17 protein-coding genes and 1 pseudogene are annotated in these 14,016 nt (G+C 66.7%); 15 read left to right on the forward strand and 3 right to left on the reverse strand.

The window, feature by feature from the left end:
- The first annotated feature begins 58 nt into the window (after nt 1-58).
- Complete coding sequence (gene ku / locus BN4332_RS15235; RefSeq protein WP_066899306.1) at nt 59-955, forward strand: non-homologous end joining protein Ku; 897 nt, start codon at nt 59-61, stop codon at nt 953-955.
- Between the two features lie 37 nt (nt 956-992).
- On the opposite strand, the gene BN4332_RS15240 is transcribed toward ku, so the two are convergent.
- Together BN4332_RS15240 and BN4332_RS15245 are read right to left on the reverse strand one after the other, a co-directional pair.
- A complete protein-coding gene (locus tag BN4332_RS15240; protein WP_235654105.1) occupies nt 993-1,319 on the reverse strand; it encodes a hypothetical protein in 327 nt (108 codons plus the stop codon).
- Between the two features lie 154 nt (nt 1,320-1,473).
- On the reverse strand, nt 1,474-1,950 hold the full coding sequence (locus tag BN4332_RS15245; RefSeq protein ID WP_066899308.1) for a glucose-6-phosphate dehydrogenase: 477 nt from the start codon (nt 1,948-1,950) through the stop codon (nt 1,474-1,476).
- Nucleotides 1,951-2,135: 185 nt separating this feature from the next.
- Here BN4332_RS15245 and BN4332_RS15250 point away from each other — a divergent pair, with 185 nt between their 5' ends.
- The 7 genes and pseudogenes from BN4332_RS15250 to BN4332_RS15280 all read left to right on the forward strand — a co-directional run.
- On the forward strand, nt 2,136-2,927 hold the full coding sequence (locus BN4332_RS15250) for an SDR family oxidoreductase (RefSeq protein WP_066899310.1): 792 nt from the start codon (nt 2,136-2,138) through the stop codon (nt 2,925-2,927).
- 28 nt (nt 2,928-2,955) lie between these two features.
- Nucleotides 2,956-4,032 (forward strand): NAD(P)H-dependent amine dehydrogenase family protein, encoded by a 1,077-nt coding sequence (locus tag BN4332_RS15255; RefSeq protein WP_066899312.1) that lies wholly within the window; start codon nt 2,956-2,958, stop codon nt 4,030-4,032.
- A 24-nt stretch (nt 4,033-4,056) separates the two neighbouring features.
- Nucleotides 4,057-4,323 (forward strand): hypothetical protein, encoded by a 267-nt coding sequence (locus tag BN4332_RS15260; RefSeq protein ID WP_066899314.1) that lies wholly within the window; start codon nt 4,057-4,059, stop codon nt 4,321-4,323.
- Between the two features lie 55 nt (nt 4,324-4,378).
- Nucleotides 4,379-4,603, forward strand: coding sequence for a hypothetical protein (locus tag BN4332_RS15265; protein WP_066899316.1), 225 nt, complete (start codon nt 4,379-4,381; stop codon nt 4,601-4,603).
- A complete protein-coding gene (locus BN4332_RS15270) occupies nt 4,597-4,902 on the forward strand; it encodes a hypothetical protein (RefSeq protein ID WP_066899318.1) in 306 nt (101 codons plus the stop codon). The genes BN4332_RS15265 and BN4332_RS15270 overlap by 7 nt, the downstream gene beginning before the upstream one ends.
- A 65-nt stretch (nt 4,903-4,967) precedes the next feature.
- A complete protein-coding gene (locus BN4332_RS15275) occupies nt 4,968-6,194 on the forward strand; it encodes an Nramp family divalent metal transporter (protein WP_066899320.1) in 1,227 nt (408 codons plus the stop codon).
- Nucleotides 6,195-6,605 (forward strand): annotated as a pseudogene (locus BN4332_RS15280) (gamma-glutamylcyclotransferase family protein); the annotation flags it as partial.
- Nucleotides 6,606-6,616: 11 nt separating this feature from the next.
- On the opposite strand, the gene BN4332_RS15285 reads toward BN4332_RS15280, so the two are convergent.
- On the reverse strand, nt 6,617-7,714 hold the full coding sequence (locus BN4332_RS15285; RefSeq protein WP_066899324.1) for a glutamate--cysteine ligase 2: 1,098 nt from the start codon (nt 7,712-7,714) through the stop codon (nt 6,617-6,619).
- Nucleotides 7,715-7,776: 62 nt separating this feature from the next.
- On the opposite strand from BN4332_RS15285, the gene BN4332_RS15290 reads away from it, so the two are divergent.
- From BN4332_RS15290 to BN4332_RS15320, 7 genes are read left to right on the forward strand one after another with little or no spacing between them, the layout of a single operon-like run.
- Nucleotides 7,777-8,592: an LLM class F420-dependent oxidoreductase gene (locus BN4332_RS15290; RefSeq protein WP_066899326.1), complete on the forward strand. Its 816-nt coding sequence runs from the start codon at nt 7,777-7,779 to the stop codon at nt 8,590-8,592.
- A gap of 43 nt (nt 8,593-8,635) precedes the next feature.
- The gene (locus tag BN4332_RS15295) at nt 8,636-9,937 is read left to right on the forward strand and encodes an NAD(P)/FAD-dependent oxidoreductase (protein ID WP_074133078.1); all 1,302 of its coding nucleotides are present in this window, start codon (nt 8,636-8,638) and stop codon (nt 9,935-9,937) included.
- Nucleotides 9,931-10,677 (forward strand): DUF1365 domain-containing protein, encoded by a 747-nt coding sequence (locus BN4332_RS15300; RefSeq protein ID WP_066899328.1) that lies wholly within the window; start codon nt 9,931-9,933, stop codon nt 10,675-10,677. The genes BN4332_RS15295 and BN4332_RS15300 overlap by 7 nt, the downstream gene beginning before the upstream one ends.
- Nucleotides 10,674-11,942: a class I SAM-dependent methyltransferase gene (locus BN4332_RS15305; protein WP_066899330.1), complete on the forward strand. Its 1,269-nt coding sequence runs from the start codon at nt 10,674-10,676 to the stop codon at nt 11,940-11,942. Before BN4332_RS15300 ends, BN4332_RS15305 begins: the two co-directional genes overlap by 4 nt.
- An 8-nt stretch (nt 11,943-11,950) precedes the next feature.
- Entirely contained in the window at nt 11,951-12,718 is a 768-nt protein-coding gene (locus BN4332_RS15310; RefSeq protein ID WP_074133082.1) for a DUF1295 domain-containing protein, read from the forward strand.
- 2 nt (nt 12,719-12,720) lie between these two features.
- Nucleotides 12,721-13,302: a sigma-70 family RNA polymerase sigma factor gene (locus BN4332_RS15315; RefSeq protein ID WP_066899334.1), complete on the forward strand. Its 582-nt coding sequence runs from the start codon at nt 12,721-12,723 to the stop codon at nt 13,300-13,302.
- Nucleotides 13,299-14,000, forward strand: coding sequence for an anti-sigma factor (locus tag BN4332_RS15320; protein WP_066899336.1), 702 nt, complete (start codon nt 13,299-13,301; stop codon nt 13,998-14,000). Before BN4332_RS15315 ends, BN4332_RS15320 begins: the two co-directional genes overlap by 4 nt.
- Nucleotides 14,001-14,016 lie beyond the last annotated feature (16 nt).

The following is a 14,016-nucleotide window of genomic DNA, read 5'->3' on the forward strand; positions in this document are numbered from 1 at the left end:
ATCGCCGGTGATACGTGAGGTGAGGATTCTCGGCGACCTGGTGGGCCATACTGGCCTTATGCGATCCATCTGGAAGGGTTCGATCGCCTTCGGCCTGGTGAACGTACCGGTCAAGGTCTACAGCGCGACCGAGGACCACGACATCAAGTTCCACCAGGTCCACGCCAAGGACAACGGACGCATCCGCTACAAGCGGGTGTGCGAGGTGTGTGGCGAGGTCGTCGAATACCGCGACATCAACAAGGCCTTCGAATCCGACGACGGCCAGATGGTGGTGATCACCGACGAGGACATCGCCACCCTGCCCGAGGAACGCAGTCGTGAGATCGAGGTCGTGGAGTTCATCCCGGCCGAACAACTCGACCCGTTGATGTACGACAAGAGCTACTTCCTGGAGCCCGACTCCAAGTCGTCGAAGTCCTACGTGCTGCTGGCCAAGACCCTCGCCGAGACCGAACGGGTGGCCATCGTGCACTTCTCGCTGCGCAACAAGACCCGGCTGGCCGCATTGCGGGTCAAGGACTTCAGCAAGCGCAACGTCATGATGATCCATACCCTGCTGTGGCCCGACGAGATCCGCGATCCCGATTTCCCGGTGTTGGACAAGGAAGTCGAGATCAAGCCGGCCGAGTTGAAGATGGCCGGGCAGGTGGTCGAGTCGATGACCGACGACTTCAAGCCCGATCAGTTCCGCGACGATTATCAGGAACAGCTGCACGAGCTGGTGCAGGCCAAACTCGAAGGCGGAGAAGCCTTCGCGGTCGAAGAGCAACCCACCGAGCTCGACGAGACCGAGGATGTGTCCGACCTGCTGGCCAAGCTCGAGGCCAGCGTGAAGGCGCGCGGCGGCGGCAAGGATTCGAGCAAGGATGGCAAGGAGCCGGCCAAGAAAGCCCCGGCGAAGAAGGCACCCGCCAAGAAGGCGGCGGCCAAGAAGACTGCCGCGAAGAAGTAGCCGGGACTAGCCTGGCACGGGCCGTCACCTCGCGAGCTCAGCGACGGCAGTCCAGATCCACGTACACCGTCGTGTACTGCAATACCTGCCCGGGGTTGAAGGACGTGATCCCGACGGCACCGGCCGGCGGTTGCGTACCCATGACCGAATGCCCTGGGCGCACGGCGCTTACCGTGCAATTGTCGATGGCACCGCTGCCGACCTTGCTCAAGATCACCCGGTATCCCTCGCTCTGCAGCTGACTGATGGTCTCGCTCGCCGACGACTCAGGTGTCGGCGCGGCGGTAGCCGTTGCCGCCAGTGCGATGTCGAGTCCACATAATCCGGCACCGGCGACAAGCGCGTGCTTCAAGTTCCGTTTCACAGGGTTCAGCCGATCCTTTCGGTTCCGTTGACGTGGGCTGAACTCTAAGTGTCCGAATTCCGTTGTCCGCCAATCTCATACCGAATCCATACCGGTTAATCTGCAGCGAACACCGTCGCAACACCGCGTTTACATACACCCGCTCGAAGCGACGCTAGGCGGGCACGTCGACGCGCAAGGCCTCGTGCTCGTCGAGGATGCGGCGCAGCGCGGCGTCCATCGGATGGGCCGATTCCAGATCGCGGCTGCACCGGCGGTCTACGGCGACCACCGTGCCCAAGCGCAACGGCATGTGCTCGATCTGGTCGACGAACTCGTCGAACAACGTGCGCGGTGTGGCCAGGTAGTAGTGGGCGTGACGGGCATCGGCGAATCGTGCGCCGTACATCAGCCCGCACTGGGTGAATACGAACAGTTCCGAGGCCGGATGCGCGGCGCGCGCATGGCCGAACTCCTCCTCTCCCCACGCGGCCGCCGCGAGGCGCGCCTGCGCCAGGCGATCCTGCACGTCATCGGTGCAGGCCAGCAGGCGATGAACCAGCGCACCCGCCGTCGACGGATATCGGTCGATCGCGGGCCTGAAATGCCCCGCGAAAACATCGCCGAAGAAGTCATATCGTTGCTGGGTCATCGCGGCTCCCCACCTTGAGCTGACCACTCCAGTGTGCGCCTGTCAGCACCGCCGCGGAGCGGCTTTGGACAACGCGCAAGTGACATGCAGGAGAAACCGAAGTCAACTAGAACGTGTTTCAAAAACGCCTCCCGCACGCCGTGACACCCTGCTAGCGTGGCGCCGAGCTAGGGAACGGAGCGTAGGTGATTCTCGACAGATTCCGACTGGACGACAAGGTTGCGATCGTCACCGGAGCAGGACGTGGACTGGGGGCGGCCACCGCACTCGCGTTCGCCGAGGCCGGTGCCGACGTGCTGATCGCGGCCCGCACACAGGCCCAACTCGATGAGGTGGCCGGGCAGATCGCCGAGGCCGGACGGCGGGCCCACGTCGTCGCCGCCGACCTGGCCCACCCCGAGGCCACCGCGGAGCTCGCGGCCGCCGCGGTCGATGCGTTCGGCAAGCTCGACATCGTCGTCAACAATGTCGGCGGCACCATGCCCGCACCACTGATGAACACCTCCACCAAGGACCTGCGCGATGCCTTCACGTTCAACGTGTCGACGGCGCACGCCCTGACGTGCGCGGCGGTGCCGCTGATCCTCGAGCACTCGGGTGGCGGCAGCATCATCAACATCACCTCCACGGTGGGCCGGCTGGCCGGGCGCGGGTTCGCCGCCTACGGCACCGCGAAAGCCGCACTGGCGCACTACACGCGGCTGTCCGCGCTGGATCTGTGCCCGCGCATCCGCGTCAACGCCATCGCACCGGGCTCGATCCTCACCTCGGCGCTGGACATCGTCGCGTCCAACGAGGCGCTGCGCGATCCGATGGAGAAGGCCACGCCGTTGCGGCGGCTCGGCGATCCGGCCGATATCGCCGCGGCCGCGGTATATCTGGCCTCCCCCGCCGGCAGCTACCTCACCGGCAAGGTGCTCGAGGTCGACGGCGGCCTCAACATGCCCAATCTCGACCTGCCCATCCCCGACCTCTGACCCGACGACTCGACCCCGAAGGAGCAGTGTGGCTATTCGCGTAGCGGCGATCGGTACCGGAAACGTCGGTCAGCATGCGCTGGCGCAGCTGATCGCCAACCCGGACTACGACCTCACCGGGGTGTGGGTGTCGTCGGCAGCCAAGGCCGGCAAGGACGCCGGAGAGATTGCCGGACTTGATGTTTCGACCGGCGTTCGAGCCACCGATGATCTCGACGCGATCCTGGCCGACAAGCCGGACTGCGCGGTCTACACGGCGTTGGCCGACAACCGGCTGCCCGAGGCCCTGGAAGACTACCGGCGCATTCTGGCCGCCGGCGTCAACGTGGTGGCCAGTTCTGCGGTGTTCCTGCAGTATCCGTGGCAGGTGCTGCCCGCCGAGCTGATCGAGCCCATCGAAACTGCGGCGCAGGCGGGCGGCGCGAGCATCTTCGTGAACGGCATCGACCCCGGCTTCGCCAATGACCTTCTGCCCCTTGCCCTTGCGGGCACGTGCCAGCAGATCGAGCAGATCCGGTGCATGGAGATCGTCGACTACGCCACCTACAACAGTGCGGCGGTGATGTTCGACGTGATGGGCTTCGGCAAGACGATCGACGAAACCCCGATGTTGCTGCAGCCCGGTGTGCTGAGCCTGGCGTGGGGTTCGGTGGTCCGGCAGCTGGCCGCCGGTCTCGGTATCGAACTCGACGAGGTGACCGAGGAGCACACCCGGGTGCCGGCGCCGGAGGATTTCGACATCGCGGCCGGACATATTCCAGCGGGCACCACCGCCGCACTGCGATTCGAGGTGCGCGGCATGAAGGACGGCAAGGTCGCCGTGGTGCTGGAACATGTCACGCGGCTGCGCGACGACCTGTGCCCGGATTGGCCGCAGCCCGCCCAGGAAGGCGGGTCCTATCGCGTAGTGGTCACCGGTGAGCCGTCCTACACGCTGGACCTGTGCCTGAGCAGCCCCAATGGTGACCACAACCATGCGGGCCTGGTCGCGACGGCTGCGCGGGTGGTCAACGCGATCCCCGCAGTGGTGGCCGCGGATCCCGGAATCCGGACGACGCTCGATCTGCCGTTGATCACCGGCCGGGGTCTGTACGCTGCCGGTTAGTCCCCTGCGCGAAGGAGCGTTCCGATGAAGTTTCGCCTCACCACGCTGGCCGGTTGCCTGCTGACCGGCGGCGCCGCGGCGGCGATCGCCATGGCACCGCTGGCCGCGGCCGAACCCAGCGCCCCGAGCGAACCTCGCTTGCTGCCTCAATGCGAGGTGACCGGCGGCAGCTCCGTCGAGGGTGGGCAGACCACCGAATGCGCGTCCGAGGGCAACGTGCAGATCGACTCGACACCCCCGCAGCCGAGCTACGGGATGTTCCCTTGGGACGACGAGTTTTTCGTCCTCTGACCAGCGCCGACAACTCTTTTCGGACGTAGACTTACTCCAGCGATCGGAGTAGGTCATGACCCACATCATTCGGTACCTGGCGACGTTGGTCGCGGTGCCGTGTCTGGCGATTCTCGGCGCCCCGGCCGGCGCGGCTGCACCGCAGTGCACCAACACCGGACCGAGCACCACGCAATGCCAGACCAAGGGCAGCACGCAGATCGTCACTTCGCCTCCGGCAATGAACTACGGTCCCTGGTACGGGCCGGCATTCGGAACCGGCATCATTCTTGGATGGTGAAGCTTATTTTCGGCGCGGCAATCCTGTCGGCCACAGCGGGATTCGCAGTAGGACTCATCGCCGCGCCGTCGGCTGCCGCCGATCCGGAATGCACCGATGTGGGTGGCGCGACCCGGTGCTCGAGCCCGGGCAATGTGCAGATCAATGCCACGCCGACTCAGCGTGGGCCGTATCTCCCGTACGGCTGCGACCCGGCCTACGCCGCCCTCTGTTATGACGACATTCCCGGCATCGCGATCAATATCGGCGGCGGGGATCACGACGGCGGCGGAGGTGGGCGTCACCCTCACCGGCGCTAGCTGAATGCCGAGGTTTCGGCTAACCTAACTTTTCTATTCGCATACCCGGATAGAGAGGTGAGTCGTTGCTGGAGGACACCAGGACGCGCACGGCACCGAGCTGGTTGCTGCTCGGGCCGGCTTTCGTCGCGGCGATCGCGTACGTCGACCCCGGCAACGTGGCCGCCAACGTCAGCGCGGGAGCCCAGTTCGGCTACCTGCTCGTCTGGGTGATCGTGGTGGCCAACGCCATGGCCGGCCTGGTGCAATACCTCTCGGCCAAGCTCGGCCTGGTCACCGGACGGTCGTTGCCCGAGGTGGTCGCCGACCACACCCGCACCCCCACCCGCATCGCCTACTGGATCCAGGCCGAATTGGTCGCCATGGCCACCGATCTCGCCGAGGTCGTCGGTGGCGCGATCGCCCTGTACCTGCTGTTCGATCTGCCGCTGCTGGTGGGCGGCGTCATCACCGGTGCCGTGTCACTTCTCCTGCTCAGCGTGCAGAACCGCAGCGGCCAGCGGGTATTCGAGCGGGTGATCACCGGACTGCTGCTGATCATCGCCATCGGTTTCTTGACCAGCCTGTTCGTGGAGACTCCCCCGGCCGCTGAGGTCGCGGCCGGGCTGATCCCCCGGTTCGAGGGTGCCGAAAGCCTGCTGCTGGCCACCGCGATGCTCGGCGCCACGGTGATGCCGCACGCGGTCTACCTGCATTCAGGCCTGGCCCGCGACCGGCACGGCCGGCCCGAGGCCGGTGCCCGGCGCCGGTTCCTGCTCAAAGTCACCCGGTTCGACGTCGGGATGGCGATGCTGCTGGCCGGGGCGGTGAACCTGGCCATGCTGCTGGTCGCGGCCACCAACCTGCAAGGGCGTGACAACACCGACTCGATCGAGGGAGCCCACGCCGCGGTGCGTGACACGCTGGGCCCGACGGTCGCGCTGTTGTTCGCCATCGGACTGCTGGCCTCCGGCCTGGCGTCCACCTCGGTCGGCGCCTACGCCGGCGCCATGATCATGCAGGGCCTGCTGCAGCGCTCCTACCCGCTGCTGCTGCGCCGCCTGGTCACGCTGATTCCCGCCCTGGCCATCCTGGCCTTCGGCGTCGACCCCAGCCGGGCGCTGGTGCTCTCACAAGTCGTGCTCTCCTTCGGCATTCCCTTGGCGCTGATCCCACTGATCCGGCTGACCAGCAACGCGAGCCTGATGGGCGAGGACGTCAACCACCGCGTGACCTCGGCACTCGGCTGGGTGGTGGCCGGATTGATTAGTGTGCTCAATGTGGTGCTCATCTATCTGACCGTCACAGGCTGAATGCGGCATTCGTACTTCGCCTACGGCTCCAATCTGTGCGTGGCGCAGATGGGCCGGCGCTGTCCGGGCGCGATCGATCCCAGACCGGCCCGCCTGGACGGCCACGGATGGCTGATCAACCAGCGCGGCGTGGCCACCATCGAACCCGTCGGATCATCGCAAGTACACGGTGTGCTGTGGCAACTCACCGACCACGATCTGGCCGCGCTCGACAGCGCCGAGGGTGTGCCGGTGCGCTACCGCCGGGACCGGCTCACCGTGCACACGACCGGGGGCCCCGAGGCGGCCTGGGTCTATATCGATCACCGCGTCCGACCCGGTCCGCCGCGGCCGGGCTATCTGGAACGCATTCTCGACGGTGCGACGCACCACGAGCTGCCGCACACCTGGATCGAGTTCCTGCGGCGCTGGGCGCACTAGATTCAATCGCGGGTGGTCGCCGCTGCCAATTCGCCTATCACGTCGCTGATTTCACCGCGCCGCCGCCAGGCTCGCCGCTGCCGAATCGCGCCGTTGCCATCGGCGGCGATACGGGCCAGCTCCTCACACACCATGTCGACGTCGCCCAACTCCTCGAGCGCCGGCTGCAGCGTCTCGACGAACCGCGTCAGTAGCTCGCGCGCCGGCATCACCGACTGATCCCCGGCCAGATAGATGCCGTCACCTTCCAGGCCGTCGTGCGCGGCCTTCCAATGCGCCGCTCGTATCGCGCAATCGGTGAGCCGCGGTGCTGCTTCGCCGTCGTCGTGTGCCCGCAACGCGGTCATCACACCGGCGCGAATCAGAGTCGCCAGCACCACCGTCTCGGCCACCGTGGCCGGCACGTCCGACACCCGGGTCTCCACCGTCGGAAAGTTCGCCGACGGGCGCACATCCCAATAGATCATCCCGTCGTCCAACGCGACACCGGCGCGCTGCAGCATGTCGACGGCGGCGTCGTACTCCGCCGCCGAATCGAAGTGCGGCGGCGGGCCCGAGCTGGGCCAGCGTGTCCACAGCACGCTGCGGAAGCTCGCGTAGCCGCTGTCGGTGTTGCGGTAGATCGACGAGTTGGCGGTCAGCGCCAGCAGCACGTGCAGCCAGGGTCGCAGCCAGTTGCTGACGTGAATCGCGGCTTCCCGGTCAGGTACCGCGACGTGCACATGACAACCACAGATGCCCTGTTCGTGGGCGATCATGCCGAACCGGTGGGCGATCTTGCGGTAGCGCGGCGTCGGGGTGACGGGGAACTTGTGCGGCACGGTCGGCGGGAGCGCGGCCGCCAACAACTGCGCCCCGTTGGCCGCAGCGGCCTCGGCGGTAATCCGGCGCAACCTGGCCAACTCGGAACGCAACGCGCCGCTGGTGTCCATCACGTCGGTGTTGGTCTCGATCTGACAGCTGGTCAGCTCCAGTTGCAGTTTCACACCGTGCTCAGCCGCGCACGCGGCGACCTGCTTGTTGCGGGCGATCGGTTCACCGCCCTGGGGGTCGACGAGCAGGAACTCCTCTTCCACACCCACCGTCGGATGACTCGTCACGGCTGAGAATTGCCCGCACCCGACACTCCCAAACCTGGGACGCTCATGCCTAAGATCGGGTGATGCCCAAGGACTTCCGCTTCGGCGTCAGCCTGCGTACGGCCGAATCCCAATCCCAGGTTGCCGACGCGGCACGTCGCGCCGAAGACCTCGGATTCGACGTGCTCAACGTGCCCGACCATCTCGGTGCACCCGCACCGTTCCCGACGCTCATCGCGATCGCCGCGGCGACCAGCTCCCTGCGGGTCGGGACGTTCGTGCTGAACGCCTGCTTCTACAAGCCCGCCCTGCTGGCTCGCGACGCCACCGCGCTGCGGGACCTGTCCGGGGGCCGGTTCGACCTGGGCCTCGGCGCCGGCTACGTGCGTGAGGAGTTCGAGGCGGCCGAGCTGCCGTACCCCAGTGCCCGCGAGCGCATCGACTACCTGCGCCACACCACCGAGTACATGCGCGAGCATGCGCCCGACATCCCGATCCTCATCGCGGGCAACGGGGACCGATTGCTGACGGTGGCCGCCCAGACCGCCGATATCGTGGGCCTCACCGGTGGCGACCACGTCACGGGTGACCCTCTGGCAGAACGCATTTCCTTCCTGCGCAATGCCGCCGGGCAACGATTCGACGATCTCGAACTCAACATCGCCATCACCGCGATGCCTGCCCCCGGCAGCGAGATGCCCATCCTCAACGTCCCGCGCCATTTCCTGCCCTACCTCAGCGACGAAGAGCTGCTGCGGCATCCGGGGGTGCTGTCCGGATCGGTCAGCGCGATCGCCGATCGCCTGCGCGGCCTGCGAGAGAACTATGGGATCAGTTACATCATCGTGCAGATCGCCCACGCCGAGGCCTTCGGGAAGGTGATCGCCGAACTCCGGTAGAAGTTCTTTCCATCCGGGCCGGGCCCGGCTCCGAATACCGGGTGTGGAACACATTCATCCTGGTGGGCGCGCCGTCGCGGTGATCGGTAGCGGTGTCGCCGGTCTGACCGCCGCGTATGCCCTGTCCGCACGTGACCGCGTGACCCTGCTCGAAGCCGACACCCGATTCGGCGGACATGCCCATACCCAGCATGTTGTCGAAGACGGCCACACCGTCGCACTCGACACGGCCTTCCTGGTTCACAACGACCGCACGTACCCGACCCTGTGCCGGTTGTTCGGCGAACTCGGGATCCGTACTCAAGACACCGACATGTCAATGTCCGTGCGTGATGACGGTACCGGTCTGGAGTACGCCGGAGCCCGTGGCCTGAGCGGATTGTTTCCCAGCTGGTCCAATCTGGGTCGGCCCCGCTACCTGCTGATGCTGGGCGAGGTCACCCGATTCCACCGGCTGGCAACTCAATTGCTGCGGCGCGAGACAACCGGGAACGAGGAAACCCTCGGCGAGTTTCTGCACCGCCACGGGTTCTCCCGGTATTTCACCGAGCGATTCATGACCCCGCTGGTTGCCGCGGTCTGGTCGTGCCCGCCGGGTGAAGCCTTGCGCTATCCGGCGCGGTACCTGTTGGTCTTCCTGCAGCACCACGGCATGCTGTCGGTCTTCGGATCGCCGACGTGGCGCACGGTAGTCGGCGGGTCGGCCAACTACGTCGACGCGATTGTGTCCCGACTGCCCGAGGCGGTGACCGGCGCGCACGTGCGATCCGTGCGCCGATGCGCCGACGGCGTGCTCATCACCGTCGACGGCCAGCCACCACGGCGGTTCGATGCCGCTGTCATCGCCACCCACCCCGACCAGGCGCTACTGATGCTCGACCACCCGAGCGAGGACGAGCGGCACATCCTCGGAGCCATCCCCTACAGCCTCAATCGGGCTCAGCTGCACACCGACGAGTCGGTACTGCCACGGCTGCCCCGAGCCCGCGCGTCCTGGAACTATCTGATCGACCCGGTTGATCATGCCGTCACCGTCACATACGACATCACCAGACTCATGAAGCTCGGTGGCGGCCGGCGCTACCTGGTGACCCTGGGTGGGGCCCATCGGGTGGACCCGTCGAAAGTCGTGGCCGAGATGATCTACGCCCATCCGGCCTACACCACCGAATCCGTAGCCGCGCAACGACTGCTGCCTCAGCTCAACGACGACCGCGTCGTCTTCGCCGGGGCCTATCACGGTTGGGGGTTCCACGAGGACGGTGCCGCATCGGGATTGCGGGCCGCGCAGCGATTGGGCGCACGATGGGCCGGCGGCACGGTTGCGGAGCCGCTGGCATGCTGACGCCGGCGCTGTACCGCACCAGGATCACCCACGTCCGCCGCGCCCCCGTGCGCCATCGCTTCAGCTACCGCGGTTACAGCTGGTATGTGGACCTCGACCGGATGCCGCAGTTACCGCGCTGGCTGCGACCGTTCGCCCGATTCGAGGCAGACGACCATTTCGCGGGCGGACCGAAAGACTCACTACGCCAACGCGTCGACGAATTCTTGTTGTCGCACGACGTGGACCTCGACGGCGGTAGGGTGACCGCGCTGCTCCAGGCGCGGGTGCTCGGATATGTGTTCAACCCACTGAGCCTGTACTGGTGCCACGACGCCTCCGGCACGCTGCGCTTCGTGGTCGCCGAGGTCCACAACACCTACGGCCGGCGGCATGCTTATCTGCTTCCCGCCGGGCAGTGCGCGAACGTGCCCAAGCGCATGTACGTCTCACCGTTCAACGCCGTCGACGGGCACTACCGGGTGCGCGCCCCAGAGCCCGGCGAACATGTCGACGTGACGGTTTCGCTTCACCGCCAAGGTCATCCGGCCTTCGTCGCCACCCTTCGCGGTGACCGGAGGCCGGTGAACACCTGGGAAGTTCTTCGTCTGCAACTGGCCGCGCCGCTGGCGCCGCTGGCCGGAGCCCTCGCCATCCGTGTCGAAGGAATCACGTTGTGGCTGCGCCGCGTCCCGGTGGTCCCCCGCCCTGCCGAAGTAGCCGTTGAGTCCGTTACCGAGAACCAAGGAAGGCCACTGTGAACACCCGGACCGGAACGTCCCCCGCCATCGACCCCAGCCGCTGGCCGGACGTGGCACATCCACCGCGCGGCCCGATGGCCGCGGTATCCGGCGCAGTGGCCGACCGGCTGCTGCGACGGGCCGCGGCGACATTGCCGGTGCGGCTGTCGTTTCCGGACGGCACCGTGATCGGGGCCGCGGACCCGACGCTGCCCACCATGGTCATCGAACGGCCGGCAGCGCTGGCCAGGAGGATCGGTTGCCACGGCCTGATCGGCTTCGGTGAGTCCTATATGGCCGGTGAGTGGCATTCCGATGATCTCGTCGGCTTGCTCACCTCGTTCGGCCGGTCGATGGGCGATTTGGTTCCCGCTGCGCTGCAACGGTTCCGCACCGTGGCGCTGCCCCGGTCACCACGCTCGGCCCACAACGATCCTGCTCAGTCCCGGCGGAACATCGCGGCGCACTACGACCTGTCGAACGAGCTGTTCTCGGAGTTTCTCGACGAGACGATGAGTTACTCCAGCGCGCTGTTCCCGCAACTGCCCGGGACAGCGGCCGGGCTGGCCGAGGCTCAGCGCCGGAAGATCGACCGACTGCTCGACGCCGCGGGAGTGCGGCCGGGCAGCCGAGTATTGGAGATCGGTACCGGCTGGGGTCAACTCTGCATCCAGGCCGCCGAACGCGGCGCCGAGGTCCGTTCGATCACCCTGTCAGCCGAGCAACAACGGCTGGGCCGGCAACGGGTGTCGGCGGCCGGTCTGGCGGACCGGGTCGGTATCGACCTGCGCGACTACCGCGATGTCGACGGCTGCTACGACGCAGTGGTGTCGGTTGAGATGGTCGAAGCCGTGGGTTACCGATTCTGGCCCACGTATTTTCGAGCGCTCGACCGACTGGTCACCCCCGGAGGCCGGGTCGCAATCCAGGCGATCACCATGCCGCACGACCGCATGCTGGCCTCGCGCGACACTCACACCTGGATCCAGAAGTACATCTTCCCCGGCGGGCTGCTGCCGTCTACCGAAGCGATCATCGGTCTCACCGAACGGCATACCCGGCTACGCACCGTTGACATGATGTCGCTGCGGCCGCATTACGCCGAGACCCTGCGACTGTGGCGGGAACGCTTCGTCTCCCGCCGCGACGCCGTGGCAGCACTCGGATTCGACGACATCTTCGTCCGCATGTGGGAGCTGTATCTGGCGTACTCCGAAGCCGGTTTCACCTCGGGCTACCTCGACGTCTACCAGTGGACATTCGCCCCGACAGGAGGACACCGGTGAACCTGCTCATCGTCACCACGGTATCGCTGGCCGCACTCGCCGTGGTCCACGGCGCGACATTCTTGATCGGACGAAAAATCGGGCGGTACAACGTCGTCGACGTGGCCTGGGGCATAGGCTTCATCGCGATCGCGGCCGTCAGCGCCGTTCTCGGCACCGGCGACCTCCTCCGGCGCGTCCTGCTATTGGTGTTGATCGCCCTCTGGGCGGGCCGATTGTCCTGGCACATGGTGCTGAAGTCCGCGGGCAAAGGTGAGGATCCGCGTTATGAGGAGCTGCTGGGCGGCGACTACTCGACCGCTCATGTGCTGCGCAAGGTGTTCGTGGTCCAGGGAGCGGCAACCTGGTTCGTGTCCTTTCCCGTCCAGCTGTCAGCGACGTTGGGGCCGACTCCAGCCGTCCTGCGGCCGGTTCTGTTTGGGGGCGTGTTGATCTGGGCCGTCGGCCTGGCGTTCGAAGCGATCGGCGACCACCAGCTGCGCCGCTTCAAATCCGACCCGGCCAACCGGGGAGCCATCATGGACCGCGGGTTGTGGGCCTGGACCCGCCATCCCAACTATTTCGGCGACTGCTGCGTGTGGTGGGGATTATGGCTGTCGAGCATCTGCGGCTGGCTGTCGCTGGCGACGGTGCTCTCCCCGGTGTTGATGACGTATTTCCTCGTATACGCAACCGGTGCCCGACTGGCCGAAAAGCACATGTCGGGCCGGCCCGGGTTCGCGGAATACTGTTCGCGCACTTCCTTTTTCATCCCCAGGGCACCGAGATACGGATAAACGTGACGGCGCAGGCCCGAGTGGCTAGGCTGCTGTGGGTGACCGCCGAACTCGACGCGTTGCTGCGGCGGGTGGCCCGACGCGACGTCGACGCCTTCGCCGAGCTCTACGACCGTACGCGGTCGCGGGTATTCGGTCTGGTCACCCGCGTTCTGCGCGATCCTGGTTACAGCGAGGAAACCACTCAGGACATCTATCTCCAGGTGTGGCGCACCGCGGACAGCTACGACCCGGCGGCCGGATCACCGATGGCCTGGCTGATGACGCTCGCGCACCGGCGGGCGGTGGACCGGGTTCGCGCCGAACAGGCCGCCAGCCATCGTGAGTCACGCTATGGCGCAACCAGCGTGGAGCCGCCCACCGACAATGTCGCCGACTCGGTGATCATCCAGGACGAGCAGCGCCGCGTCGCCGAATGCCTGTCGTCGCTGACGGACGCCCAGCGCGAGTGCATCCATCTCGCCTACTACGACGGGCTGACCTACAGCCAGGTCTCTCAACGGTTGGCGGCCAACCTCGCCACCATCAAATCGCGGATGCGCGACGCCCTCCGCGGCCTTCGCAACTGCCTGGGGGCGGCATGACCGAACCCGTTGACCCCGAACTGATCGAGCTGGCGACCCCGTATGCCCTGCACGCGGTGTCCGAGAGCGAGCGGGCTGACATCGAACAACGCCTCGCCGTGGCCCCTTCGGAGGTCGCGGCCCAGTTCGCGCGCGAAGTGCGGGAGGTGCGGGAAACCATGGCGCGGCTGGCCGGGTCCACCACCCTGGAGCCACCACCGCATCTGCGTGAACAGCTGCTGGCCGCGGTCTCGGTGCGTGAGCTGCGGCCCACCCCGCGCTGGCGCAAGACGGCTTTGGCGGCCGCGGCCGCGGTCGTCATCGCCCTCGCCGGCATCGGAATCGGCATCGCGCTGCGCCCGGGCCCACAATCGACGACGGCCGAGCAGATCTTCGCCGCACCCGACGTACGGACTGTCTCCGGGGCCATCCCCACCGGCGGCACGGCGACCGTCGTGTTTTCCCGCGAGCGCAACGCCGGGGTGCTGGTGATGAACGGCGTCACGCCCCCGCAAACCGGCACGGTGTATCAGATGTGGCTACTACGTGAGGGCGGAGCAACGTCTGCGGGCACCATGGACTCCGCCGCTGTCGCGCCGTCGACCACGGCGGTGCTACCGGACCTAGGCGACGCATCGGCCTTGGCTTTCACGGTCGAGCCGGGCGCTGGCTCGACCGAACCAACCACACCGATCTTCGCCGAGCTGCCGTTGCGATGACAGGCATGAGGCGGGC

Source organism: Mycolicibacterium houstonense (genome assembly GCF_900078665.2).
GTDB lineage: Bacteria > Actinomycetota > Actinomycetes > Mycobacteriales > Mycobacteriaceae > Mycobacterium > Mycobacterium houstonense.